Annotated in this window: 27 protein-coding genes and 1 pseudogene; 11 read left to right on the top strand and 17 right to left on the bottom strand. The window is 63.0% G+C overall.

All coding sequences use genetic code 11. The features are described from left to right. The first annotated feature begins 152 nt into the window (after nt 1-152). From ctaC to AC1D14_RS15725, 3 genes are read left to right on the top strand one after another with little or no spacing between them, the layout of a single operon-like run. The gene (ctaC, locus tag AC1D14_RS15735) at nt 153-1,025 is read left to right on the top strand and encodes an aa3-type cytochrome oxidase subunit II (protein WP_230119435.1); all 873 of its coding nucleotides are present in this window, start codon (nt 153-155) and stop codon (nt 1,023-1,025) included. Between the two features lie 10 nt (nt 1,026-1,035). Further along, the gene (ctaD, locus tag AC1D14_RS15730; RefSeq protein WP_230119434.1) at nt 1,036-2,763 is read left to right on the top strand and encodes an aa3-type cytochrome oxidase subunit I; all 1,728 of its coding nucleotides are present in this window, start codon (nt 1,036-1,038) and stop codon (nt 2,761-2,763) included. Then, complete coding sequence (locus AC1D14_RS15725; protein WP_230119433.1) at nt 2,760-3,161, top strand: cytochrome c oxidase subunit 4; 402 nt, start codon at nt 2,760-2,762, stop codon at nt 3,159-3,161. The genes ctaD and AC1D14_RS15725 overlap by 4 nt, the downstream gene beginning before the upstream one ends. 88 nt (nt 3,162-3,249) lie before the next feature. Here AC1D14_RS15725 and AC1D14_RS15720 read toward each other — a convergent pair whose 3' ends face one another. Further along, a complete protein-coding gene (locus AC1D14_RS15720) occupies nt 3,250-3,552 on the bottom strand; it encodes an HPr family phosphocarrier protein (protein WP_230119432.1) in 303 nt (100 codons plus the stop codon). Nucleotides 3,553-3,715: 163 nt separating this feature from the next. On the opposite strand from AC1D14_RS15720, the gene AC1D14_RS15715 reads away from it, so the two are divergent. Next, nucleotides 3,716-4,507, top strand: a complete 792-nt coding sequence (locus tag AC1D14_RS15715; RefSeq protein WP_230119431.1) for a GntR family transcriptional regulator — start codon at nt 3,716-3,718, stop codon at nt 4,505-4,507. A gap of 146 nt (nt 4,508-4,653) precedes the next feature. Here the strand turns inward: AC1D14_RS15715 and qcrB are convergent, their stop codons facing one another. From qcrB to ctaE, 4 genes are all read right to left on the bottom strand, one after another. Next, nucleotides 4,654-6,324, bottom strand: a complete 1,671-nt coding sequence (gene qcrB / locus AC1D14_RS15710; RefSeq protein ID WP_230119430.1) for a cytochrome bc1 complex cytochrome b subunit — start codon at nt 6,322-6,324, stop codon at nt 4,654-4,656. Beyond that, a complete protein-coding gene (gene qcrA, locus AC1D14_RS15705; protein ID WP_476968737.1) occupies nt 6,302-7,372 on the bottom strand; it encodes a cytochrome bc1 complex Rieske iron-sulfur subunit in 1,071 nt (356 codons plus the stop codon). Before qcrA ends, qcrB begins: the two co-directional genes overlap by 23 nt. Nucleotides 7,373-7,473: 101 nt before the next feature. Then, complete coding sequence (gene qcrC / locus AC1D14_RS15700; protein WP_230119428.1) at nt 7,474-8,262, bottom strand: cytochrome bc1 complex diheme cytochrome c subunit; 789 nt, start codon at nt 8,260-8,262, stop codon at nt 7,474-7,476. 87 nt (nt 8,263-8,349) lie between these two features. Next, complete coding sequence (gene ctaE, locus AC1D14_RS15695; protein WP_230119427.1) at nt 8,350-8,988, bottom strand: aa3-type cytochrome oxidase subunit III; 639 nt, start codon at nt 8,986-8,988, stop codon at nt 8,350-8,352. Between the two features lie 148 nt (nt 8,989-9,136). Between ctaE and trpD the strand changes: the two genes are divergently transcribed. Beyond that, on the top strand, nt 9,137-10,195 hold the full coding sequence (gene trpD / locus AC1D14_RS15690; RefSeq protein WP_230119426.1) for an anthranilate phosphoribosyltransferase: 1,059 nt from the start codon (nt 9,137-9,139) through the stop codon (nt 10,193-10,195). Between the two features lie 80 nt (nt 10,196-10,275). Here trpD and AC1D14_RS15685 read toward each other — a convergent pair whose 3' ends face one another. Both AC1D14_RS15685 and AC1D14_RS15680 read right to left on the bottom strand, forming a co-directional pair. Then, on the bottom strand, nt 10,276-10,557 hold the full coding sequence (locus AC1D14_RS15685) for an Lrp/AsnC family transcriptional regulator (RefSeq protein WP_230119425.1): 282 nt from the start codon (nt 10,555-10,557) through the stop codon (nt 10,276-10,278). A gap of 71 nt (nt 10,558-10,628) precedes the next feature. Beyond that, a complete protein-coding gene (locus AC1D14_RS15680; protein WP_230119424.1) occupies nt 10,629-11,045 on the bottom strand; it encodes a DUF3054 domain-containing protein in 417 nt (138 codons plus the stop codon). A gap of 100 nt (nt 11,046-11,145) precedes the next feature. Between AC1D14_RS15680 and AC1D14_RS15675 the strand changes: the two genes are divergently transcribed. After that, nucleotides 11,146-11,544: a VOC family protein gene (locus tag AC1D14_RS15675; protein ID WP_230119423.1), complete on the top strand. Its 399-nt coding sequence runs from the start codon at nt 11,146-11,148 to the stop codon at nt 11,542-11,544. A gap of 4 nt (nt 11,545-11,548) precedes the next feature. Here AC1D14_RS15675 and AC1D14_RS15670 read toward each other — a convergent pair whose 3' ends face one another. Both AC1D14_RS15670 and AC1D14_RS15665 read right to left on the bottom strand, forming a co-directional pair. Then, nucleotides 11,549-12,436 (bottom strand): universal stress protein, encoded by an 888-nt coding sequence (locus tag AC1D14_RS15670; RefSeq protein ID WP_476968736.1) that lies wholly within the window; start codon nt 12,434-12,436, stop codon nt 11,549-11,551. Next, nucleotides 12,429-12,938 carry a universal stress protein gene (locus tag AC1D14_RS15665; protein WP_476881837.1) on the bottom strand — a complete coding sequence of 170 codons (510 nt, stop codon included), beginning with the start codon at nt 12,936-12,938 and terminating at the stop codon, nt 12,429-12,431. Before AC1D14_RS15665 ends, AC1D14_RS15670 begins: the two co-directional genes overlap by 8 nt. Nucleotides 12,939-13,301: 363 nt before the next feature. Between AC1D14_RS15665 and AC1D14_RS15660 the strand changes: the two genes are divergently transcribed. After that, complete coding sequence (locus AC1D14_RS15660) at nt 13,302-13,856, top strand: isochorismatase family protein (protein WP_230119420.1); 555 nt, start codon at nt 13,302-13,304, stop codon at nt 13,854-13,856. A 27-nt stretch (nt 13,857-13,883) separates the two neighbouring features. Here AC1D14_RS15660 and AC1D14_RS15655 read toward each other — a convergent pair whose 3' ends face one another. Beyond that, nucleotides 13,884-14,093, bottom strand: coding sequence for a hypothetical protein (locus tag AC1D14_RS15655; RefSeq protein ID WP_230119419.1), 210 nt, complete (start codon nt 14,091-14,093; stop codon nt 13,884-13,886). Nucleotides 14,094-14,729: 636 nt separating this feature from the next. Between AC1D14_RS15655 and AC1D14_RS15650 the strand changes: the two genes are divergently transcribed. Continuing rightward, the gene (locus tag AC1D14_RS15650) at nt 14,730-15,188 is read left to right on the top strand and encodes a Clp protease N-terminal domain-containing protein (RefSeq protein WP_230119417.1); all 459 of its coding nucleotides are present in this window, start codon (nt 14,730-14,732) and stop codon (nt 15,186-15,188) included. A 106-nt stretch (nt 15,189-15,294) separates the two neighbouring features. On the opposite strand, the gene AC1D14_RS15645 is transcribed toward AC1D14_RS15650, so the two are convergent. Continuing rightward, the gene (locus AC1D14_RS15645; protein ID WP_230119416.1) at nt 15,295-15,435 is read right to left on the bottom strand and encodes an RNA polymerase sigma factor; all 141 of its coding nucleotides are present in this window, start codon (nt 15,433-15,435) and stop codon (nt 15,295-15,297) included. A gap of 361 nt (nt 15,436-15,796) precedes the next feature. On the opposite strand from AC1D14_RS15645, the gene AC1D14_RS15640 reads away from it, so the two are divergent. Beyond that, complete coding sequence (locus AC1D14_RS15640; protein WP_230119415.1) at nt 15,797-16,099, top strand: DUF4193 domain-containing protein; 303 nt, start codon at nt 15,797-15,799, stop codon at nt 16,097-16,099. 377 nt (nt 16,100-16,476) lie between these two features. Here AC1D14_RS15640 and AC1D14_RS15635 read toward each other — a convergent pair whose 3' ends face one another. Next, entirely contained in the window at nt 16,477-16,692 is a 216-nt protein-coding gene (locus AC1D14_RS15635) for a hypothetical protein (protein ID WP_230119414.1), read from the bottom strand. A gap of 262 nt (nt 16,693-16,954) precedes the next feature. Between AC1D14_RS15635 and AC1D14_RS15630 the strand changes: the two genes are divergently transcribed. Then, nucleotides 16,955-17,569, top strand: a complete 615-nt coding sequence (locus AC1D14_RS15630) for a dihydrofolate reductase family protein (RefSeq protein WP_230119413.1) — start codon at nt 16,955-16,957, stop codon at nt 17,567-17,569. Between the two features lie 307 nt (nt 17,570-17,876). Further along, a pseudogene (locus tag AC1D14_RS15625) lies at nt 17,877-18,008 on the top strand (histidine phosphatase family protein); the annotation flags it as partial. A 284-nt stretch (nt 18,009-18,292) separates the two neighbouring features. On the opposite strand, the gene AC1D14_RS15620 reads toward AC1D14_RS15625, so the two are convergent. The 5 genes from AC1D14_RS15620 to AC1D14_RS15600 all read right to left on the bottom strand — a co-directional run bounded on the left by AC1D14_RS15620 (nt 18,293) and on the right by AC1D14_RS15600 (nt 23,160). Continuing rightward, entirely contained in the window at nt 18,293-19,798 is a 1,506-nt protein-coding gene (locus AC1D14_RS15620; RefSeq protein ID WP_230119412.1) for a glycoside hydrolase family 32 protein, read from the bottom strand. Then, nucleotides 19,770-20,135 carry a hypothetical protein gene (locus tag AC1D14_RS15615; protein WP_476881838.1) on the bottom strand — a complete coding sequence of 122 codons (366 nt, stop codon included), beginning with the start codon at nt 20,133-20,135 and terminating at the stop codon, nt 19,770-19,772. The genes AC1D14_RS15620 and AC1D14_RS15615 overlap by 29 nt, the downstream gene beginning before the upstream one ends. A 98-nt stretch (nt 20,136-20,233) precedes the next feature. After that, nucleotides 20,234-21,184, bottom strand: coding sequence for an ABC transporter ATP-binding protein (locus AC1D14_RS15610; protein WP_230119411.1), 951 nt, complete (start codon nt 21,182-21,184; stop codon nt 20,234-20,236). Beyond that, on the bottom strand, nt 21,181-22,218 hold the full coding sequence (locus tag AC1D14_RS15605; protein WP_230119410.1) for an ABC transporter ATP-binding protein: 1,038 nt from the start codon (nt 22,216-22,218) through the stop codon (nt 21,181-21,183). Before AC1D14_RS15605 ends, AC1D14_RS15610 begins: the two co-directional genes overlap by 4 nt. A gap of 3 nt (nt 22,219-22,221) precedes the next feature. After that, nucleotides 22,222-23,160, bottom strand: coding sequence for an ABC transporter permease (locus tag AC1D14_RS15600; protein WP_230119409.1), 939 nt, complete (start codon nt 23,158-23,160; stop codon nt 22,222-22,224). Nucleotides 23,161-23,168 lie beyond the last annotated feature (8 nt).

The following is a 23,168-nucleotide window of genomic DNA, read 5'->3' as shown; positions in this document are numbered from 1 at the left end:
GCGCCGGTGATAACCGGCGCCGCCACACTGCGCGGACATGTGGGCGAAAACGCGCGGGGAGCGGTAAGCTCTACACCGAGTAGTAAAACCTTTAGTGTGCCCGGGATGCCATAGGCCGCCCTGGCAACAGCAACAAGTAGGAAGGGCCGTCTGTGAGTTCGCAGAACCGAACCGGCAGCCGACGCAAAACGATCACTTCGATCTCTGGCTTGGCAATTGCCGGCGCGTTGGTTTTGACTGGATGTTCGTCAGAGGTAGAGAAGGGGTGGCTGCCCACTGAGCGTGGCACCACCAGTAACACTGACCGCATCATGGACCTCTGGGTCAACTCATGGATTGCCGCACTCGTGGTGGGCATTATCACCTGGGGCCTGATTGTCTGGTGCATCGTGGCCTACCGCCGCCGCAAGGGCACTGTCGGATTCCCCCGGCAGACCAGCTTCAACCTGCCCCTCGAGGTCTTCTACCTCACCATCCCGCTGTTCATGGTCCTGGTGTTCTTCTACTTCACCGACCGCGACCAGCAGGCCATCGACGACCGCTCCAAACCGGCCGACGTGGTAGTGGACGTCCGCGGCAAGCAGTGGGCCTGGGACTTCAACTACAAAAAGGGCGACGTCGTCACCGAGGACCTTCACGAAGCCGGTGTCCAGGCACACCTGACCGGCGAGGCCGTCGACAAGGAAAAGCTCCCCACCCTCTACCTGCCTGTCGGCAAGTCGGTGGACCTTGAACTGAACTCACGCGACGTTATCCACTCCTTCTGGGTACCTGCCTTCCTGCAGAAGCGGGACATGATCCCGGGCAAGACCAACTTCATCCGCTTTACGCCCACCAAAGAGGGCACGTATGACGGCAAGTGCGCCGAGCTCTGCGGCGAATACCACTCCGAAATGCTGTTCCGCGTAAAGGTGGTCTCCGAGTCCGAATTCCAGGCGCACATGAACCAGCTGCGCCAGGACGGCAACACGGGACTGCTCGGCGAAGAGTACGACCGCAACCCCGGCCTGATCGAATCGAAGTAAGGGGAGCGACGTGGCTACTTATACCCAATCCGCACCTGTCGGGACCCTCGAGGCTCCCGTAGTTCCGAAATCCAAGGGACGAATCGTCGTCAACTGGATCACCTCCACTGACCACAAGACCATCGGGTACATGTACCTGATCGCGTCCTTCGTGTTCTTCTGCTTCGGCGGCGTGATGGCGCTGCTGATCCGTGCCGAGCTGTTTGAGCCGGGCATGCAGATCCTGCAGACAAAGGAGCAGTACAACCAGCTGTTCACGATGCACGGCACCGTCATGCTGCTGATGTTCGCCACCCCGCTGTTTGCCGGGTTCGCGAACGTCATCATGCCGCTGCAGATCGGCGCCCCGGACGTCGCGTTCCCGCGACTGAACGCGCTGGCCTTCTGGTTCTTCCTGTTCGGCTCCACCATCGCCGTCTCCGGCTTCATCACCCCGCAGGGCGCGGCGTCCTTCGGCTGGTTCGCGTACGCACCGCTGTCCAACACCACGTTCAGCCCCGGCATCGGCGGGGACCTCTGGGTGTTCGGCCTGGCGCTGTCCGGTTTCGGCACCATCCTTGGCGCGGTCAACTTCATCACCACCATCATCTGCATGCGCGCCCCGGGCATGACCATGTGGCGCATGCCGATCTTCACCTGGAACACGCTGGTCACAGCGATCCTGGTTCTGATGGCGTTCCCGCCGCTGGCCGCAGCACTGTTCGCCCTCGGCGCCGACCGCCGGTTCGGTGCGCACATCTTCGATCCGGACAACGGCGGGGCCGTTCTGTGGCAGCACCTGTTCTGGTTCTTCGGCCACCCCGAGGTGTACATCATCGCGCTGCCGTTCTTTGGCATCGTCTCCGAGATCTTCCCGGTATTCAGCCGCAAACCGATCTTCGGCTACAAAGGCTTGGTCTACGCCACGATCGCCATCGCTGCTCTCTCCGTGACCGTGTGGGCGCACCACATGTACGTCACCGGCTCCGTGCTGCTGCCGTTCTTCTCCTTCATGACCATGCTCATCGCGGTACCCACCGGCGTGAAGTTCTTCAACTGGATCGGCACCATGTGGCGCGGATCGATCACCTTTGAGACCCCCATGCTGTGGAGCATCGGCTTCCTCATCACGTTCCTCTTCGGCGGCCTCACCGGCATCATCCTGGCCTCGCCGCCGCTGGACTTCCACGTCTCGGACTCCTACTTTGTGGTGGCGCACTTCCACTACGTGGTGTTCGGCACCGTGGTGTTCGCGATGTTCGCCGGCTTCTACTTCTGGTGGCCGAAGTGGACAGGGAAGATGCTCAACGAACGGCTCGGCAAGATCCACTTCTGGATGCTGTTCCTCGGCTTCCACGGCACGTTCCTGATCCAGCACTGGCTCGGCGTCGAAGGCATGCCCCGGCGCTACGCGGACTACATGCCGCAGGACAACTTCACCTGGATGAACCAGTTCTCCACCATTTCCTCGTTCGTGCTCGGTGCGTCGCTGATCCCGTTCTTCTGGAACGTCTACATCACCGCCCGCAGCAACGAAAAAGTCATGGTCGATGACCCGTGGGGCTTCGGCGCATCACTGGAGTGGGCCACGTCCTGCCCGCCGCCGCGGCACAACTTCACGTCCCTGCCGCGCATCCGCTCGGAGCGTCCGGCACTGGACCTGCACCACCCTGAGCTCTCCCAGTCACACACCATTGAGTCACCGGCACCGGCAGCAGCTGTGCTCGGTAACGCCGACCAGAAGGACACCGCGCAGTGAAGATCGAATCTTGGATTTTTGGAGCCGGAGTCTTCTTCTTCGTACCGGTGTCCCTGATTTACGGTTTCCTCACCAACTGGTCTGAGTGGGTAGGCATCCTGGGCATTCTCCTTGTGGGTGGCCTTGCCGGCATGATCGGCGCCTACCTAGGATTCACGGGCAAGCGTGTTGGCATGCGCCCCGAGGACCGCAGCGATGCCGAGATCCACGAGGGCGCCGGCGAGCAGGGGCACTTCAGCCCCTGGAGCTGGTGGCCGCTCGTGCTCGGCCTGTCCTGTGCAACGGGCTTCCTGGGCCTGGCCGTAGGATTCTGGATGGTCTTCATCGCGGCCGGCATGGCCCTCGTGGCCCTTGTCGGCTGGGTCTACGAGTACAGCCGCGGCGACCACGCGCACTAGGTTCTGTAACGGGCTGTAAAGAAGCCCATTAACGACGGCGGGCCCCACCACTCGGTGGGGCCCGCCGTCGTTCGTTTTCATTTTGGCCCTACAAGAGCTCAGCGGCCTGCTGCGACTCAATCAGCCTGGCAAGTCCTGTGAGGGCGTCTTCGGCGTCGATGAGGCTGCGGCCTGCTGGCAGCGCGGATTCAGTCACTCCCAGTTCCACTTCGCAGCCACAGTCAAAGTCAGCTGTCATGACCTCCAGCAGCGAGCGGGCATCCACGGCGGCAATGCCGTCTTTCCGGATGGTCACCGGCAAACCGGTCTCCGTCACGGCCCGGACAAATACCGCGGCAGGGCGGGCATGCAGGCCAATGGCTGCTGAAACGATTGCCTTACGAACTGGCAACAGGACTCCTCTATTCGGACGGATGACGCCGTCGTCTTCTACGTTCGTCCTTAAGAATATCCGTACGGCAGGGCTCCGGGCAGCGCTGGTGGTGGCTGGTCTAGACCTGACGGCGGATGGGCTTAACCTTGAGATGTGAACATGCATCCTAGGAGCGGCGGTCATGGCCGCTAATGCCTCCGGCATCGCCGGTGAGATCGACAGAAAAAGCGGCGTCCCTATCTACGTCCAGCTGAGGGAGATCCTCAGGACGTACATTGCCACGTCCTGCCCGCCAGGCTCCGGCCTCCCGTCGGAGCGCGACCTGGCCGAACGTTTCGGGCTTGCCCGGATGACCGTCCGGCAGGCCATTGATGCGCTTGTGGGCGAGGAAGTCATTGAGCGCGTCGTGGGACTGGGTACCTTCGTGCGCAAACCTAAACTCGACCTCCAGGTCAAGCTCACCTCGTACAGCGAGGAAATGCAGCGCCGCGGCATGGTGCCGGCCGCCAAGGTGCTCAGCTTTGAGCAGATTGCCGCCAGTGCCTTCCTCGCGCGCGAACTCCAGCTGGAGGAAGGCACGCCCCTGGTGCGCTTCCGGCGGCTTCTGCTGGCCGATAACGAGCCGATGAGCGTGGACGAGAACTTCATCCCGGCCCACCGCGTGCCCGGTCTCCTGGACGGCGAACCACCCACCTCGCTGTACAACGTTCTGAGCGAACAGTTCGGGCTGGTAATGGAGTGGGGCGAGGACATGATCGAGGCCACCGCCGCCTCGCCGTCCACCGCACGGCTGCTGAACGTCGAAATCGGGTCACCGCTGCTGAAAATCCAGCGGCACGCGTTCGTTGCCCGTGCCATGGTGGACTATTCCGTGTCCTTTTACCGCGCCGACAGATACAAGCTCTGGGTGCCGCTGCAGCGTCCCGGAGTAAGGCCCACGCGCAACTACGCGTCTGGGTACCGCCAGCAATAGTCACGCCGCCCTTGCAGGGCCGCCCGGCAAGGCCCGCCGGAAGGGGACGGACGCAGCACCGCCAACCCTGCCGCCGACCGCACCAGATGCAGAAAGGCCCGGTCCCAAGGGACCGGGCCTTTCACTGCCAACCGCAGGGATTGCTCCTAGTGGCTGAGTGTCTTCTGGCTCTCGCCTGCTTCGACGGCCTCGTGGTGGCCATGGCCGGCTTCCAGCTCAGCCGGTGTGGCCGGGACAACCCGGTCCTCGAAGAACCACTGCGAAAGCTTCGCGCGGCGCTTTTCCTTGCGGTCAACGACGCCGTGCTCGTTAGGCTGCGCGGGGAGCGGTGCCAGAGACTCGAAGCCGACCAGCTTGAACCGCTTGTACTCGTCGAGAGGAGCGTGGACTTCGATGAACTCACCGTGCGGCAGGCGCACAATACGTCCGGTTTCACGCCCGTGCAGGGCGATTTCCCGGTCCTTGCGCTGCAGCGCCAAGGCGACACGCTTCGTCACTGCGAATGCGATGAACGGGCCGACGAAGAACAGCGCCCGCAGCCAGTACGTGACGTCGTTCAGCGCGACGTGGAAGTGCGTGGCGATGAGGTCCGATCCGGCGGCAGCCCACATGACGCAGTACCAGGTGAAGCCCGCTACACCGATCGCGGTGCGCGTGGGAGCGTTCCGGGGACGGTCCAGCACGTGGTGCTCCCGGTTGTCCTTGGTGATCCAGCGCTCGATCCACGGGTAGGTGAACAGCACGGTGAAGATGATGCCTGCCGGAACAAGCGCAGGCAACAGGACGTTCAAGGTCAGCACGTGGCCGAAGATGATGTACTCGAAATGGAAGTTTCCGATGACACCAGGCATGAGACGCAGGGCACCGTCAACGAAGCCGATGTACCAGTCAGGCTGGGTGCCTGCGGACACGGGTGAGGGATCGTAGGGTCCGTAGTTCCAGATCGGGTTGATGGTGAAGAACCCGGCCATGAGCGCAATCACACCGAAGACGATGAAGAAGAAACCGCCGGCCTTCGCCGCGTAAACCGGGCCGAGGGGGTAGCCGACAACGTTGTGGTCGTTGCGTCCCGGGCCGGGGTACTGGGTGTGCTTGTGCACAACCACCATGAACAGGTGGAGGACGATCATCAAGAGGATGAGCGCAGGCACCAGCAGGATGTGGAGCGTGTACAGGCGGCTGATGATGGCAGTTCCGGGGAACTCGCCGCCGAAAAGGAAGAAGGAGGTGTACGTGCCGATAACCGGGATGGACTTGATGACGCCGTCGATGATCCGCAGGCCGTTACCGGACAGCAGGTCATCGGGAAGCGAGTAACCGGTGAAGCCTGCAGCCATGGCCAGGATCAGCAGGACGCCGCCCACCACCCAGTTCATTTCACGGGGCTTGCGGAAGGCACCCGTGAAAAACACGCGGAGCATGTGCACGGCCACGGAGGCCACGAACAGCAGCGCCGCCCAGTGGTGGACCTGGCGCATGAAGAGGCCGCCGCGGACGTCGAACGAGATATCCAGCGACGAACTGTAGGCGACAGACATTTCGACGTTCTTCAGCGGAGTGTAAGAACCGGCGTAATGGGTCTCCGCCATGGAGGGGTCAAAGAAGAATGTCAGGAACGTTCCGGACAAGAGCAGGATGACGAAGGAGTACAGCGCCACTTCGCCGAACATGAACGACCAGTGGTCCGGGAAGACCTTGCGGCCAAACTCACGGAGAATCCCCGAGCCGCCGACGCGTTCGTCGACAAAATCAGTAAACCGCCCGGTCTTGGTGGTGGCTACGTAGGCGGGGGCTTCAGCTCTTGATGCTGCGCTCATGCTCATCACGCTCCCAGTAACTTGGTCCTACAGGTTCGTTGAAGTCGCTCGTAGCGACCAGGTAGCCCTCGTCATCAACCGCGATGGGCAGCTGGGGGAGAGGACGGCTGGCCGGGCCAAAGATAACCTTGCATTCCTGGGTCAGGTCGAAGGTTGACTGGTGGCACGGGCACAGCAGGTGGTGCGTCTGCTGCTCATAGAGGGCAACGGGGCAACCAACGTGGGTGCAGATCTTTGAGTAGGCGACGATGCCGTTGTAGCCCCAGTTTTCGCGGCCCACAGAAGGGTTGAGGGCCGCGGGATCGAGACGCATGAGCAGGACGACGGCCTTGGCCTTCTCGTTCAGCTTGCCCTCGTGGAGCTCATTCAGGCCTTCCGGGATGACGTGGAAGGCGGATCCGATGGTGACGTCCGACGCCTTGATGGGCGTGCCGTCGGGGTCGCGGGTGAGGCGCTTGAGCTTGCCTTCCTGCGGGGCCCACATCGTGTGCGACAGCTTGTCATCGGGCCGCGGGCCAAGATCACCGAACACGGCAAGCGCAGGCAGCGGTGCGAGAGCAACGGCGCCGAGCAGGGTGTTCCGGATCAGGGGACGGCGCTTGATGCCCGTCTCCTCCACGATGTCGTCAACAATGCGCACCGCGGCCTGGCGGTCGTCTTCGGTGCGGATCGCATGACGTTCCTCGGAGACTTCGTGGTCCGGCATGAGGGCCTTGGCCCAGTGGACAATGCCGGTGCCGATGCCGAGCATGGCAAAGGCTGTACCTACGCCGAGCAGTGCATTCTGCAGCCTGATGGTAGCAATCGAGGAGTCATCGCCCAGATCGATAGCGAAGTACGCCACCAGGAAGATCACGGTGCCTACGACCGATGCGCCGAAGAGAACGGCAACCTGCCGTTCTGCTCGCTTTGCGGCCTTCGGGTCCGTGTCAGCCAGGCGCAAACGGTGCGGGGGAATTCCAGGATCCTGGAATTTCTCCACCTCATTCTGACCAGCCGTAGCTACGGTGCCCGAGTGGTTCGGACTGCCGTCACTATGGTTGCCCATGATTCGCCTCATCCTTCTCTCGTCTCGGCAATGCCGAGTTAATGTTCAATTTCAAACCTGCTGAACGGTCAGCAGGACATTCTTGTTGTGATCTGCGCGTGCTAGGACGAGCGGGACGTCAGCCAGATGGTGAAGGCGATGATGACGCCGAGGCCGGCGATCCAGACGAACAGGCCTTCCGATACAGGACCGAGGGCACCAAGGTCGGCGCCACCGGGCGAGCCGTTGGCCTCGATCTGCTTGAGGAACGTAATGACGTCCCGCTTGCCCTCCGGGGAGATGTTCGCGTCATTGAAGACCGGCATGTTCTGCGGTCCGGTGACCATTGCTTCGTAGATGTGCTTGCCCGAAACATCGGCGAGGGCCGGAGCGAACTTGCCGCGGGTCAGGGCGCCGCCTGCTGCAGCAGCGTTGTGGCACATCGCACAGTTCGTGCGGAACAGCTCGCCGCCCTTGGCGGCGTCACCCTTCTCGTCGAGGACGCCGGCTTCGGGGATGGAGGGGCCGGGGCCCAGTGAGGCGACGTATGCCGCGAGCTGGTGGGTCTGCTGTTCGTTGAACTGGCCGGGCTTCTTGTAGGCCTGGGGACCATTCATCTGCATGGGCATGCGGCCGGTGCCTACCTGGAAGTCAACGGCAGCAGCGCCGACGCCTACCAGGGACGGGCCGGCCTGCGATCCGCTGGCACCCATGCCATGGCAGGTGGCGCAGTTGGCGGCGAAGAGCTTTCCGCCTTGCTCCGCATCACTGGCGCTGAACTCGGCGGTGCTGGCTTTTGCCTGGTTGACGGTGGTGGCAACGGCGTACAGCCCACCAGTGAGGAGGAGCCCCATCAACAACAGCGCAATGGCTGCCAGTGGGTGACGTCGCTTCTGCGAGAGTGCCTTCACGTGGTGGTTCCTTTATTCGATCGTGCGTCGGCTCCAGGAGCCGCTTCTTGAAATTCTGTCTCTTGTGGAAGAAGAGCCATGTCCTGGCTACTTGAGGACATAGATGACCAGGAAGAGGCCAATCCAGACGACGTCCACAAAGTGCCAGTAGTACGAGGTGACAATCGCCGACGTCGCCTCAAAGTGACCAAACTTCTTCGCGGCGAAGGATCGGCCAATGATGAGGAGGAAGGCGATCAGGCCGCCGATGACGTGCATGCCGTGGAAGCCGGTGGTCATGTAGAAGGCCGAACCGTAAGCGTTGGTCGAAAGGGTCACGTGCTCCGAAACGAGCATCGCGTATTCCGTCGACTGGCCGGCCACGAAGAACGAGCCCATGAGGAACGTCAGGGTGAACCACTCGTTCATGCCCCAGTGGGTGAACTGCAGCGGACCGCCGCTGCGTCGCGGCTGGAGCCGTTCTGCGGCGAAGACGCCCATCTGGCAGGTAAAGGAACTTGCCACGAGGACGATCGTGTTAACAAGCGCAAAGGGGAAGTTGAGCTTGGCCGTCTCTTCAGCCCACATCTGTCCGGAAGTTGACCGGAGTGTGAAGTACATGGCGAAGAGACCGGCGAAGAACATCAACTCGCTGGACAGCCAAACTACGGTTCCGACAGAAACCATATTGGGGCGGTTCAGCGTGGGGTGCGCCGGGGTACTGGGGGCATGGGTCGCAGATGTCACATAGACATTATGTCTGTAAAACTCCGTCCTGCCCAACGCAAACCGCCTTTTCGGGGGACTTTTTCTACAAAGACGCGAAATCGCGCGGAAAAGTTCCCGGAGGGGTTCACATTGGTTTTTGGAACCTGCACCTCGATAGCATCAGGAGGTGACTTCACAGGTATCGGCACAGGCGGCAGGTAACACCTGGCCGCGGCTCATTTCCGCACTGATGGACGGCAACGACCTGACTGCGGACAACACGGCCTGGGCCATGGACACCATCATGTCGGGTGAGGCGACGCCTGCACAGATCGCCGGATTCCTGGTGGCACTGCGTGCCAAAGGGGAGACGGTAGATGAGATTGCCGGCCTGGTGGAGGCCATGGTCGCCCATGCGAACCCCATTGCCATCTCGGGCGAGAAGCTCGACATCGTAGGCACGGGCGGCGACCAGCTGAACACTGTGAACATCTCCACCATGGCTGCGCTTGTCTGCGCCGGAGCCGGGGCGAAAGTGGTCAAGCACGGCAACCGCGCGGCATCGTCGTCGTCGGGTTCGGCTGATGTGCTGGAAGCCCTTGGTGTCCGGCTGGACCTGCCCATCGCGGATGTGGCACGCAACGCTGAAGAGGCCGGAATCACTTTCTGCTTTGCCCAGGTTTTCCATCCGTCGTTCCGCCACACCGCCGTTCCGCGCCGGGAACTTGCCATCCCGACGGCGTTCAACTTCCTCGGACCGCTGACGAACCCGGCGCGGGTGCAGGCCTCTGCCGTTGGAGTTGCCAACGCGCGGATGGCGCCGCTGGTGGCCGGGGTACTGGCCAAGCGCGGCAGCCGGGGGCTCGTCTTCCGGGGAAGCGACGGCCTGGACGAGCTGACCACAACCGGTCCGTCAACTGTCTGGGAAATCCGCGGCGGCGAGGTCACCGAGCAGCTTTTTTCGCCGGCGGAGCTCGGCATCCGTCAGGCGACTGTTGAGGAACTGCGCGGCGGAGACGCCCAGGCAAATGCCGCCGTCGTCCGCCAGGTGCTGGCCGGTGCAGCCGGTCCCGCGCGCGACGCCGTACTGCTCAATGCCGCCGCCGGCCTGGTGGCCTATGACCTGGAAGCCGAGGGGACTTTGACCGAGCGCATGCGCCGGGCCCTGCACCGCGCCGCCGAGTCCATCGATTCAGGATCCGCCGCAGCAGTCCTCGACAAATGGGTCAGCCTGACGCAGGCATAGGAAATAGAAGCAAAGAAGTGGCCGGCACCGTTGTGCCGGCCACTGCTTCTCAATCACGTAGGTCCTGGCGGGGTGAGCGGCTACTCCTCGAAGCCCAGCGCAAAGGCGGCGTCGAGGTCGTGCTGGGAATACGCCCGGAAGGCAATATGGGTGGTGGTGTGCACCACGGCCGGCACCTTGGACAGCTTGTCCGCAATGACGTCCGCAAGCTCATCGTGCTGTGATACGCGGGCAACGGCGATGAGATCCCACTCTCCAGTGACGGAGTAGACCTCGCTGATGCCCGGGATGGCAGAAATCTCCTCGGCCGTTTCGGGTATTCGCGAGGCGTCTGTCTTGATCAGGACGAAGGCGGTGATCACTGGTAGCCCTTCCGGATTGTTGTGCCGTGGCGGTGCCCGGCGGGTGCGTGCTGTGCTGCCAGCCTAGTACATCAGCCTTGCCTCCGTGATCTCTGCCACCGCAGAAATCCGGCGACGAGCAGGCGGTAGCCAAGGAGGAGAACTGCGAGGCTGATAAGCGCCACGATGACGAACGGCAGCACCACTGTCTGCCCGGTGAGGGCCCGCAATGCCATACCGACGCCCACCGTTCCGAGCCAGACGGCAACGCCGGCCGGCCACAGTGCCAGCGGGCCGTGCCAGAGCCGCAGGAGGAGCCAGGCGAGTGCCGCGCCGGCGAGGAACGGCCATGCTGTAAGCAAAGCGCCTGCTAGCACGTCACCCCGTGCGTGTGCGTCGCGGCCGATTGCGGCGAAGGTGATGATCAGCAGCGCGTCCGCGGTTGCCGCGAATGCGATGACGGCGGGGGCGGAGTGCCCGGTCTTGGTCAGGTCTTCTTTGGAACGCATGCCTTTGAGCCTAGCCGTTCCGCGGAAACGTGTTGCCCCGGCCGGTTCGATCGGTGACGATTGCGGACAGGAACGCGTAACACCTACATATGGAGGATCAATGAGGCTCATCCAGGTCGCGCAGCGCGCCGAGGACCTTGACCGGGCGGCTGCGTTCTACTCGGTGTTGCTCGGCACCGCGCCGCAGGCGGTCTTTGATCCGCCGGGCCTGCTCTTCTTCGACCTCGGTGGCGTCCGGCTTCTGCTCGAGAGGGGCGCGCCGCCGTCGTTGATCTATCTGGAGGTCCCCGATATCAGGGCACTCATGCCCGAACTGGAGGCCAGGGGAGTGGAAGTGGTTGCTGCTCCGCAGGTGATCTTCAGCCACGGGGACTCAAGGCTTGGCCCGGCGGGAACCGACGAATGGATGGCCTTCATCAGGGACAGCGAAGGCAACACATTGGGACTTGTCAGCCAGTTGCCAGGCAGCGGGGCGGCCGGCAAGGGAGAAGCCCGGTAGGGGTCTACGGCGGCGGCGCAGGCCCCTCCTTTGGCTCTTCAGCGGCGTGCCGCGAAACAAACACCGGACACCTGGCGTGGTGGAGAACGGCGTGCGCTGTGGATCCGATGGTTCCTCTGATGAGACCGTGGCCCTTGCTTCCCACCACCAGAACGCTCGCATCCGTGGCCGTTTTGAGCAGACCGCGCGGAACGGACGAGTCCTGTACGAGTTCGTCACTGACGTCCAAGCCGGGAGCTAGGGCCTGCGCCGTCTGAATAGCTGAATCGAGCAACGCCCTGGATGTACTCAGGCTTTCACCTGCGGCGCCACCTGGCTTCCCGACGCTGAAGTGGATTCTGCGCACATGAACCAGCACCAGCCCAACGCCGGCGGCGGAAGCCAGAGCGCAGGCATCCGCCAGGGCCCCCGTGTTGCCGGGATGCTCCACCCCGACGACCACAGGACCCCCGGGGTTGTCCTCAGACCGGATTACCGCGACCGGGCAGTTTGAAGTGGCAGCCAGTTCCAGGCTGACGGAGCCCACGAGAAGTCCCATGAACCCGCCGATGCCCCGGCTACCGATCACCAGCATTGTGGCCCCCGCCGCCGCCCTTCGCAGGTGCTCCGCGGGCCAGCCGTAGAGCAGGCTGGTACGGATCTTCACCTGCGGGGCGGCAGATGTTGCATGATCGAGGCCCTCAGCAAGGACAGCCTCCGAATAGTGCTGCAGCCCGCTGTCTGGGATGCCTTCGACCGGACCAAGGTCATGCGTCAGGAGTGGCCACAGGGAACAATGCACGAGATGAAGCTCACAGTGGCGCAGGTCAGCCTGGTGTGCAGCCCAGCGCACGGCCCGGCCTGCTTCAACGGATCCGTCGTAGCCGACCACGATGCTCTGAGTGCTAGGCATCGTCTTGCCCTGGAGGGATGGGGCCGGACGCCGGAGCCGGCTGAGCCAACAATCCCGGCGGCAGTTCCGTGCCATGCGCAATCAGCACCGAGCACTTTGCGTGTTCGGCCACCGTGGCGCTGACGGCGCCGAGCAGGAGGCCTTCAAATCCGCCGTGGCCGCGGCTGCCCAGGATGAGCAGTTGCGCACGACTGCTTTCCTCCACGAGCACCTTGGCGGCGGGTCCCTGCCTGATCACCACTTCAACATCGACGGCGGCCTTTGAGCCCAGCGCCTCGGTAACAGTCTGCGCACAGACCTTCCGCGCTTCCTCATCCGGCTCCCAGACAATCGGCTCAAAGGTTCCGAAGGCAATGTGGAACTGCCAGGCGGCCACGGCGACGATCCTGGCCGAGAGCAAGGGTGCGAGAGCGGATGCCCAGCGCAAAGCCAGGATGGATGAAGGACTCCCGTCGACCCCGACGACAATTGCGGCTTTAGGCTGGCCCTCCGGCGGGTTCATAATGCCGAGGCTACACACCTTCGCGGCGTGGGCACAGACCGGCAGAAAAAATCATCAGGTCGCTTCGATCACTTCTATCAGCTTCTGGAGCTGGGCAACCTCAGACTCGAGCGAGGAGGGAGTAGACCTCATGTGCGGGTCGGTTGATGGTGATCTCGTTCTCGGCGTGAGTCATCCTGTTCCTCTCGGCTGAGCGTTCGTTTGTGTAACGCTCGCCACAGGCGGCGCTGTAATTCATGACCTTACGGGACAGCTGGTTCCGATGTGTTGGCCGCGCATGAAACGGGGGAGCAGTAGCGATCCGCGGCGGACCGGCCTAGCATAATTCGCGTGGCAGGAGCCGCCCGACTACAGGAGATCGCCATGACAACGCTGTCAGATCGCCCAAACACCGCGCTGATGGTCCTCGACGTCCAGGTGGGCGTTGTGGCCGAGGCCCACCAGCGCGACGCGGTAGTCGCCAACATCGGCACGCTCATAGACAAGGCCCGCCAGGAGGGCGTCACGATCGTGTGGCTCCAGCATTCGGACCAGCACCTGGCGAAGGGGAGTGATGCCTGGGAGTGCGTTCCTGAACTGGTTCGCCGGGATTCGGAACCGTTGGTGCACAAGACGTTCAGCGACTCCTTCGAGGACACCGACCTGGAGGAAGTGTTGTCCAAGGCTGGGGTCGGCCGCCTGGTCGTGGCCGGTGCGCAGACGGATGAATGCATCCGGTCCACGATCCACGGCGCCCTCGTGCGTGGCTATGACGTGACGCTGGTCGGTGACGCGCACACTACGGAGGACCAGAGCGCCTGGGGCGCTCCGCCGCCGGACCAGGTCATCGCACACACGAATCTTTACTGGAAGTATCAGACGGCGCCCGGCCGCACCGCCGGCGTCACTGAGACGCAGGATGTGACGTTCAGCCCTTGAACCGACTTCGCAGCCGTGGACCCGAGACTATACGCTGTCGGCGATGGCATCCGCGGCGGCGACAACGGCGGTGTTCAGCTGGCCTGAGTAGGAAAGCACGCTGATTCCCAGAGGGATGTTGCCCCGCACCACACCGATCTGGAACAGCTCGCGCAGCTGGCCGCCCGGCGAAGTAAACAGGCGCCGGTGAGCCCGGCAGGTGCTCAGCAGAAGATTCACCAGCCGCTGGTGAAACATCGAACGGACCATCCATCGCTGCAGAAGGCGGCCGCCCGGTTGGTAGGGCGAATGCGGGCGCTGGGAGTTGGCGAAGTCAGATGACATGGGGCCGGGAGCCGGTGGGTCCTTCAGATCTGTGGCGATGATGCAGACCGTGAAGGTCCCGAGCGATGGACTGGCCCCACTCCTCCATGCTTGGCCAGTCCCGGTAGTCGCCGAAAAGGCCCCCGGCTGCCCGGAACCAGAATTGACCCCACCGGGGAAGCAGGTCAGGGCTGCCCACTCCTGAGAAAACGCGGTGACCACGTGGCATGAGAATGCCTGCGCTTGGAAGGAACCGGCACGAGTCTCGGCGAGCCGACCATCGGCTGCGGTTAGGAAGATCGGCGAGCGCTTGTCAGTCTGAGTTGACAACTGACGCTTGTCAATTCAGACTGACAGCATGAATGCTGATCAACTGTCCGCTCATATTCATTCAGTGGACCCGGTCGTCGGACTACGCGCCGTCGGCGCCCTTCGTCGCTTGGCAGAACAGGTCGAAGCCGTTCAGGTAAGAGTTGCCCGACAACAGGGGTGGACCTGGGAGCAAATCGGTGACGCCTTGGGCGTCTCGCGGCAGTCAGTACACGCCAAATACCGAGAGTGAGATGAACCATGTTTGAACGGTTTGCCGACGAAGCCCGCCAGATCGTTGGCTTTGCAATGGAGGAAGCCCGTTCCAGCGGCGACAAGCGACTGGGCACGGAACACCTGGTGCTGGGAGCGCTTCAGTTCTCCGGCCCGGCCGGCATTCTTGGGGTTACTCTCGATGACGCAAGGGCCGCGGCTTTAAAGCTTGACCAAGCAGCACTCGCGTCAATCGGAATAGACGCCCGGGGCTTTGAGCGGGCAATTACGCCTGGCCGAGGAAAGAAGCCACCTTTCAGCTCGGGTGCGCGGTCGGTTATGGAGGGCATGCTTCGGTACGCCATCGAGCAGAAGTCACGACAGATCACCACTGCGAATCTTCTGCTGGCACTTCTGGACCGCGAAGAACATGATCCTGCGGCCGCGCTCCTTAGCGAGTTGGGCGTCGACAAGGCCGAGGTCCGGCGCAGGGTCCTTTCCTCCTGATCCCGAGCTGGTTTCCGTGCCGTCGATCATTGTAGGCAAGCACGCCGAAGGCGACTGGCCACACATGGCACGGGGAGAGGCCTCCGTGTCCTATTCTGCAATCGAATCAAGGCGGGCCTCGGTGGAGCATCACGGCCAGCAGCCCGGCCACTTCGCCGTCCTCCGGCATGAGGGCGCGGATCAGGCGGGTGAGCCGGATCGCCTCGGCGGATCCTGGCCTTCGCGCGGGTGATCCGCTGCCCCCCATGGTGCTCTCCTGCGCGAGGAAGGCCCGCGCGATCTCGGGCGTGGTCGCGGTGGGCCTGGGTGATCGCCTCCCTGACGTCGACCACGCTCACAGGAACGACCGCACCTCGACCCTACGGTTGCAGGCGTTCGACCCCTCGGCGGCGATCTCGAGCGCCACGTCGAGATCGGGCGCCGTCGAACTTACTACTGGCGACGCGGCATATTCTTTGTCGAACCAATCGGTGCACTAAGTGCCGGCCTGCCTCGTCCGTTTCCATCCATCCGGGCCTCCGGATACGGGAACAATGGCGCAGTGGTATACGTTGCAGTCTCGTCAGACAAGTACGTCATAGAAAACGTCAGAAATGAGAATCACTTAAGTGGCAACCGATTACGACGAAGTCCGTTCCGACGTCAAGGAATCTCAGGACCGTTCTCTGGAGGCATTGCAGTCCGCGAATGCCCCGGATGCCCGCAGCGTCGTCAGCGAACTGGATGAAGCCGATGCACTGGACGAGGGCCTGACCCCGGGCGGAGAGATTGTCGCCGAGGAGCTCATCGTTCAGGTCATTCCTCAGGCCGCGGACGAGTTCACCTGCTATTCCTGTTTCCTGGTCCGGCACCGGTCCCAACTCGCGCGCGAGAGCAACGGCCACTCATACTGCATCGAGTGCGAAGGGTAAAGGCGGTCGTTTGCGCGACCTTAGCTCTCGGTGCGGTAAATGTGATATCCCAACCGCCGGCCGTAGAGCTCTTTGCTCCTGTGCAAAAAAGTCGCTAAAGAGTCGAGTTCCTGGCTGAACGACTCCATTTTCGGGCTGGGCTTCGTCTCAGACTCTTCCTGGCAGGCAGATGGTGAGACCATGCGCAGGTCCGGAGTTCTTCCAGCGTGACGGGCCCGATCCGGGCCTGGGTCATATCGAGGTCCGAGGTCATACAGCCATGAGCAAGTTGGCGCGCTTCGTCACGTCATACAGGCTCTGGACGCTTTTGGAAGTCACATGGCCCCGGCGGCAACCTGGGCTTTTGCGCAGTCGAGGTCCACCGGGAGCCGGTGCCGTCAGCGCTTGTCGCGGTCGTTGAATTCTTCGTCCAGTTCGTAGTGGCGGAATTCCGTTTCAGGGTCTGGTTCGCCGTCAACCACGACTTCGTGGTCGAGCTGGCGTTGGACCTGACTGTCCAGGACCTGTAGTTCGTGGTCCAGGACCTTGCCCAGATCCTCCGGGAACTCGTCTTCCGGAGTGAGGTGCAGCTTTTCGATCATTGAGTCCGCCATGCTTTCATACTGTGCCTTGTTTTGTTCAGTGTAGCTGTGATGAACAGAAGGCGTGTCCGCCCCTTCTGTTGGCATAGCTACGCACGGTTCGGATTCCGTGCCCCCGCGCTTTCGACTGCTCAGCGTCTCCGCCCGCGTCCATCTCTCGACCTGCCGTCCGCTCGTCGCTAATGTGGCACGCAGTGATATCGATTCCGGGCTATCCCGATCGACGCACAGGCAGAGGCGGCATCTGGTCGCCGTTCACGCGAAGGAGCGCACCATGGGAATCCTCTCAGTCGATCTGTTCATCACCCTCGACGGCGTGTACCAGGCGCCGGGCGGCCCCGACGAGGACCGCGAGGGCGGCTTCGAGTTCGGTGGCTGGCAGGCAGCGTATTCCGACGACGAGACCGGCGAGGCGATCGTCGCCGGCATCAACCGCATGGACGCACTGTTGCTCGGACGCAAAACCTACGACATCTTCGCGGCGTTCTGGCCCACCCGGGGCAACGACGACCCGATCGCGGTGACGTTCAACGCCTTGCCAAAGTTCGTCGTGTCGCGCTCCCTGACCGACCCGGCATGGGACGGAACCACAGCGCTGTCGGATGTCGCGGAGGTGGCCGCGCTGAAAGACCGGTTCGACGACATCCACGTCATCGGCAGCGGAGGCCTCGCAGGGTCGCTGCTCGAGGCCGACCTCGTCGACCGGCTGAACCTCTTCCTCTACCCCCTCACTTTCGGATCGGGTAAGCGGCTGTTCGCCGACGGCACCGGCGTGCCGGCGGCATTCCGCGTCGCGCAGCCGCCGCGGGCGTTCCCCAAAGGCGCGATCTCGCTCGCATACGAGCGCGCGGGCGCGCCGATCACGGGCATCGACATCAGCCAAGGGTAGCGGCGCCCAGCCCTCGGGCAGGTGTCGCGCCCTCGGCATCCGCTAAGCCATGGCCTGTTGCATGCTTATGCGCATAGCAAAGGCGTCTACCGCCCGTCCTCGAACCGGTGAGACGGGCAGCATGCAGTTGGCAGAACGAGCAGACCATAATCTGCGGGCAAGCCAAGCCGCAGGTCTCCTGATCGGGCGTTACCATTCAGCGGACTGGCTCTGGGGAACGGTCGTTCATGCGAGAACGCCGTGTTTGATGCGAATCGGCCCTTTCGCGTAACAGCAGTTTCCGGAGCCTGCCGGCTGTTAGGCGAGAATGAACCGCATGACCCTTACGACGTTCGCCCTCATCCGCCATGGCCAGACTGACAGGAATGCGCAGCGCCGGCTGCAGGGATCCAGCGATATTCCGCTCAACGGCATCGGCCGCGGCCAGGCGTCCAACGCGGCAAAGTAGAAATCAGACCCTACTCTGAGCAGCTTTGGTTGGCCGACCTGGCGTCCGGTTGAGGTGCGCCGTAACTGGAACGCAATACCGGGACTGGACTCGTTCAGGTCAGGGGCGACTGGTGGCGGTGCGCGTGAGTGTTGTTCTCGATGTGGCAGGAAACGTATGCCGGTGGCGCGACCTGTACAGCTACTCCGGCACCCGCGGCATCGCCGTGATCTTCTCCAATCCTGGGCACCGTGAATTCTCGGGCCGGCTAGTCATCCATCTGCGGCAGGCCGGGTCTATATCAAGGGCGTGATCGTCAGGCTCTCGAGTGTTGCCGAGCCGCCGTGGGCGTAGATGGAGACTCCGGTGCTTGTTTTGTCCGGGAAGATCAGGTCGGTGAGCACCAGCTCGCCGTGTTGGGCGAAGACCTCAACAGAGCAGTGGTCGACGTAGATCTTCAGCCTGTATCGGCCGTCCAAGGCGTTGATGGGCGCGGTGTCGACGGAAGGGAATCCATCATGGAAGCCCGTGTCACCCGAGGCGGTCCGGTCAAGGATGAGGCGGCCCTGGGCGGGGTTGATGCCGATTCGGGTTCCTTCCGTGCCGCTCCCACGAACGATGAGGCCGAATTCCTCGGCCGTCCCGGTCGTAAAGTCGGCTTCGATGAGCTGAACCGTGCCCGTGGCGGCGGGGATCGGGCGTGTTTCCCCGGCCAAATGGATGGGGCCGGACTGAACTGCCGGCACCTCACCGCGGCAGACGGCTTCCTCGACGACATTCTGGACTAATCTGGTGCGGCCGCCAACGGTGGCCAGGGAGAGTTCCCGGGGCAGAGACATGGGACTGCGCCAGGGTGACGTCGGGATCTGATTGGCATAGTCCCAGTTGTTCATCCAGCCGATCATGATACGCCTGCCGTCGGGGGCGTCGCTGAAGGAGACGGCGGCGTAATAGTCCCGTCCCCAGTCCAGCCAGTGGTACTCCTGAAGGCGGTCGGGGTCTTGCGCCCCGCTGGTGATGGTGGAGTCGGAGGTGAATGTGACGCCGTCGAAGTCTCCTGTGAAGTACTGCCCGGCTGAACCGCCGTTCGGGCCACCGGGGTTCAGATTCACCGTCAGAACCCATTTCAGCTCCTGTGGATTGCCGTCGACCGGCAGGGCAAAGAGGTCCGGACATTCCCAGATGCCGCCGGTGGCGTTGGCGGGGCCGAAATCGCTGAGGTGTTCCCAGGTTTTCAGGTCCTCGGACTTGTAGAGGACTACTTTGTAGTCTTCGGCTTCGACGGCCGCCATCACCCAGTAGGAGACGGCCCCGCCGTCGTAGCGGAAAACTTTTGGGTCACGGAAGTTGGCCGAGTTACGGGTGAGCACGGGATTGCCCGCGTATTTTTCCCACGTGAAGCCGCCGTCCAAACTGTAGGCCAGTGACTGCGCCTGGACGCCGTGCAACGGCGAGGCATTCTTGTAGGCGCTGGTGTAGACGGCTACCAGCGGGGGCGCCGTTGCGGTGCCGAACCCGCTGCTGTTTTGGCTGTCGAATACTATGCTGCCGGAGAAGATGTCCTCCTGCTCGTCGCAGGCAATCGCGACAGGCTGTTCGGTCCAGGCGGAGAGGTTTTCCGAGGTCGCGTGGCCCCAGGACATGTTTCCCCAGGTGTTTCCGAAGGGATTGTTTTGATAGTAGAGGTGGTACACGCCTTGATGGTGGATCAGCCCGTTGGGATCATTGAGCCAGGTGTTTCGGGCCGTGTAATGCAGGGCGGGCCGGAAGGTTTCAGGGTGTGTGGTGGTCACGGCCGTCATGGGAGGTGTCTCGTTTCAGGTTCGGGATGAGGCAAGGAAAGGGCCTGGATCGTGCGGTGATCGGCAGGTTTGCGGCGGTGCTGGGGCCCGAGTCGTGGTTAGTGGTCAGCTGACCAGGCTTGCCCGCACTTCGGACGCGGAGGGGACGCTGATTTCCGTGTCGCGTTGAGGTCAGGAACCCGCTCGAAACATCCAGACGGGCGGGTCCGTAGGCCACATTGGCCGGTGAGCCCCCGGGGTGTTCGGTAACGCCTTCCCCTGTGTGGACCGCGTCGATGAGTGCTTCACCGACAACGATCACCTCGGGTGCGCCGGAGAGTGCGGCAGCGGGTTTCATCATGGGATTCTTTCCTGGGTTTCGGGCAGCCTGCAGCGAAGCTGTTTGGGTCTTGGTTGCGCGGAGAAAGCGGCCGGTCGGTGGCGGGCTGGGGGCGGTCAGGCGGCAGATTCTGGCACTTTGAGCGCCCAATGGGATTCGCTGAGGGTGACACGTTCGCCGCTTCCCCGGTTGGCGTTCCGTTCCGTGGCATCCCTCTTCGGCGGGCGGACGGTCTGGGTCCTGCGGGCGTCGGGGACGGCGGAGAGCAGCAACTGTGTGTACGGGTGATGGGGGGCGGCCATCAGCTCGATGCTCTCACCGCCCTCGACCAGATCCCCGGCGCACATCACCAGGGTTGTGTCCGCGATGTAGCGTGCGGATGCGAGGTCGTGGGTGATGTAGAGCATGGACACGCCCCGTTCATCGCGGAGTTTGCGCATCAGATTGAGAATTCCGATGCGGACCGAGACGTCGAGCATTGAGGTGGGTTCGTCGGCCAGTATGATTTCCGGTTCCACGGCCAGGGCTCTGGCGATGGCGACACGCTGCCGTTGTCCGCCGGACAGCTGGTGGGGGTAGCGGTCCAGCATCTGCTCGCCCAGGCCGACCGTTGCCATGAGTTCACGCAATTTGAGTTTGAGGGCCTTCGGGCTGTCGTTTTCTCCGTGAAGCTGTAGCGGACGTGTCAGGAAGTGCTCGATGCGGTGTGCCGGGTTGAGGGATCCGAAGGGGTCCTGGAAGACCATCTGGACCTTGCTCCGGTATTTCATTGATGCCTTGCGCCGTTCGGTGGCAAAGATGTCTTGTCCGTCGATGATGAGTTGGCCGCCGGTGGGCTGCTCAAGGCGGGCGAGAATGCGGGCGATGGTGCTTTTTCCGCTGCCGGATTCCCCGACAAGTGCCACAATCTCGCCGTGGTTGATGTCAAAGGAGACGTCGTTTACCGCGCGTACGGTCGAACGGAAGGGAAAGCTTCCCAGATGATAGTCCTTGCTCAGGTTGCGTACCTGGACCAAGGGCTCGGTCGCCCTTTCGGGGCGGGATGAGGTGCTGTGTGCGGGGCTCATCGGCGTGACCTTTCGCGGGGGACGACGTATTCGGGTAGGAGTAGGCACGCTGCGTCGTGGTTTTCGGCTTTTGGAAGGAGCGGTGGCGCGACGGTGCGGCACGCGTCGACAGCGAGCGGGCACCGGGGGTGGAAGCGGCAGCCGGTGGGAGGGTGGGCCATGTTCGGCGGGGCGTCCGGGATGCCTGTCAACTCAACTCTCGGGCCGGTCAGCGGCGGAAACGCTCCCATGAGGGCGTTGGTGTAGGGGTGAAGCGGGTTCTCCAGCATGTCCTTGGAGGGAGCGACCTCGACCAGCTTTCCCGCATACATCACGGCCATGCGGTGGGAGAGCTCGACCATGAGTGAGATGTCGTGGGTGATGAACAGAATGGAAAACCCCAGCCGCTGCTGAAGTTCTTTGATCTGGTGCATGATGTCCTGCTGAACCACCACGTCCAGGGCCGTGGTGGGTTCGTCCATGATGAGAAGGGAGGGTTTGAGCGCCAGCGCGATCGCGATCACTGCCCGCTGGCGCATTCCGCCGGAGAGCTGGTGCGGGTAGGACTTGAGGCGGTCGGGGCTGATGTCGACAAGTTTCAGCAGCTCCGCGGCACGTTCGCGGGCGGCTTTCTTGGGCATCCTTTCATGCGTGGTGAAGACGTCGACGATCTGATCTCCGATGGTCATGACGGGGTTCAGGGAGTTCATCGCGCTTTGGAAGACCATCGCCACGTCGCGCCAGCGGGTGCGTCGCAGTTCTTCTTCGCCCAGGTCCAGGAGATTCTTTCCGTTGAGCTCGATGGAGCCGCCTGTGATTTTTGCCGGGGTCTGCAGGAGCCGCATGACCGCGTTTGCGATGGTGGACTTGCCGCAGCCTGATTCACCGGCGAGGCCGAACACTTCTCCTGCGCCGATGTCGAAGCTGACACCATCGACGGCGGTAACGTTTCCGATTTCTGCCGTGTATTGGACCTGCAGGTTTTTCACGCTCAGCACGGGAGCGGCGGCGGTCCGGCCGATGTTTCCCCGGTCCTGTTCAGTTAGGGTTTCCATCTGTCAGCCTTTCTTTTCCACGCGCAGGCGGGGGTTGGTGATTTCATCAACGGCGTAGTTGATCAGGGCCAGGGCAAATGCGACGACGGCGATGGCTACGCCCGAGGGCAGGAGCACCCACCAGTCGCCGGTCATCAGGGCGCCGTCGTTGTTTGCCCAATAGAGGTTGGTTCCCCAGCTGACCGAGCCGGTATCGCCGAGCCCCAGGAACTCCAGGCCTGCCTGGGCGCCGATGCCGTAAATGACGCAGCCGAGCAGGGTGCTCATGACGATGGAGGCCATGTTGGGCAGGATTTCCCGGAACATGATGCGCCAGGCTTTCTCACCGGTCACCACGGCCGCGGCGACGAAGTCCTTGCTGCGCAGAGACAGTGCCTGGGAGCGGAGCACACGAGCGCTGCCGGCCCAGCCGGTGATGACCAGGACGATGACGACAGTGGCGGGGCCCGGCGGCAGGAAGGCGGCGAGGACCACCAGGAGTGGAAGTCCGGGGATGAGCAGGAAAATGTTGGTCAGCAGCGAGAGTAGTTCGTCGATGGCCTTGCCGAAGTACGCGGAGGCGATGCCGACGAGGCAGCCGATGAAGGTCGCCGCTATGCCCACGATGAATCCGACCGTCAGTGAGCTTCGCGATCCCCACAGGGTCAAAGCGAGCACGTCCTGGCCTTTGGAGGTGGTTCCGAGCAGGTGGGCCGCGGATGGCGCCAGGGATGCTTCGGGGCCGAAGTCGGAGGGGTTTCCCGGGGCCAGGAGGGGTGCCAGCAGTGCCAGGAGGGCAAATACGACCAGGACGGCCAGCCCGAAGAGGGCCTTCTTGTTCGTGAGGATGCCGTGGACGAACCCTCCGTGGGCAAGTCGTCCGGGGACCGGAGGTTCCGGTACTTGAACGGTGGGGTTGCCGGCCGTGGTGGTCGCGGTAGGTGTTGAGTTTGTAAGTGACATGGGGGACC

This window comes from Arthrobacter sp. P1_B11, assembly GCF_056406715.1.
Note: the sequence above shows the minus strand (reverse complement) of the source record. Positions and strands in the feature narration are given on the sequence as shown.

What these genes read in the sequence shown, in the direction of transcription:
- AC1D14_RS15715 (WP_230119431.1), top strand. Translation starts at nt 3,716, where the DNA reads ATGGCCGCTAATGCCTCCGGCATCGCCGGTGAGATCGACAGAAAAAGC.
- qcrB (WP_230119430.1), bottom strand. Translation starts at nt 6,324, where the DNA reads ATGAGCGCAGCATCAAGAGCTGAAGCCCCCGCCTACGTAGCCACCACC.
- qcrA (WP_476968737.1), bottom strand. Translation starts at nt 7,372, where the DNA reads ATGGGCAACCATAGTGACGGCAGTCCGAACCACTCGGGCACCGTAGCT.
- AC1D14_RS15680 (WP_230119424.1), bottom strand. Translation starts at nt 11,045, where the DNA reads ATGCGTTCCAAAGAAGACCTGACCAAGACCGGGCACTCCGCCCCCGCC.
- AC1D14_RS15675 (WP_230119423.1), top strand. Translation starts at nt 11,146, where the DNA reads ATGAGGCTCATCCAGGTCGCGCAGCGCGCCGAGGACCTTGACCGGGCG.
- AC1D14_RS15670 (WP_476968736.1), bottom strand. Translation starts at nt 12,436, where the DNA reads ATGCCTAGCACTCAGAGCATCGTGGTCGGCTACGACGGATCCGTTGAA.
- AC1D14_RS15665 (WP_476881837.1), bottom strand. Translation starts at nt 12,938, where the DNA reads ATGAACCCGCCGGAGGGCCAGCCTAAAGCCGCAATTGTCGTCGGGGTC.
- AC1D14_RS15660 (WP_230119420.1), top strand. Translation starts at nt 13,302, where the DNA reads ATGACAACGCTGTCAGATCGCCCAAACACCGCGCTGATGGTCCTCGAC.
- AC1D14_RS15655 (WP_230119419.1), bottom strand. Translation starts at nt 14,093, where the DNA reads ATGTTTCACCAGCGGCTGGTGAATCTTCTGCTGAGCACCTGCCGGGCT.
- AC1D14_RS15650 (WP_230119417.1), top strand. Translation starts at nt 14,730, where the DNA reads ATGTTTGAACGGTTTGCCGACGAAGCCCGCCAGATCGTTGGCTTTGCA.
- AC1D14_RS15645 (WP_230119416.1), bottom strand. Translation starts at nt 15,435, where the DNA reads ATGGGGGGCAGCGGATCACCCGCGCGAAGGCCAGGATCCGCCGAGGCG.
- AC1D14_RS15635 (WP_230119414.1), bottom strand. Translation starts at nt 16,692, where the DNA reads ATGGCGGACTCAATGATCGAAAAGCTGCACCTCACTCCGGAAGACGAG.
- AC1D14_RS15630 (WP_230119413.1), top strand. Translation starts at nt 16,955, where the DNA reads ATGGGAATCCTCTCAGTCGATCTGTTCATCACCCTCGACGGCGTGTAC.
- AC1D14_RS15620 (WP_230119412.1), bottom strand. Translation starts at nt 19,798, where the DNA reads ATGACGGCCGTGACCACCACACACCCTGAAACCTTCCGGCCCGCCCTG.
- AC1D14_RS15615 (WP_476881838.1), bottom strand. Translation starts at nt 20,135, where the DNA reads ATGAAACCCGCTGCCGCACTCTCCGGCGCACCCGAGGTGATCGTTGTC.
- AC1D14_RS15610 (WP_230119411.1), bottom strand. Translation starts at nt 21,184, where the DNA reads ATGAGCCCCGCACACAGCACCTCATCCCGCCCCGAAAGGGCGACCGAG.
- AC1D14_RS15605 (WP_230119410.1), bottom strand. Translation starts at nt 22,218, where the DNA reads ATGGAAACCCTAACTGAACAGGACCGGGGAAACATCGGCCGGACCGCC.
- AC1D14_RS15600 (WP_230119409.1), bottom strand. Translation starts at nt 23,160, where the DNA reads ATGTCACTTACAAACTCAACACCTACCGCGACCACCACGGCCGGCAAC.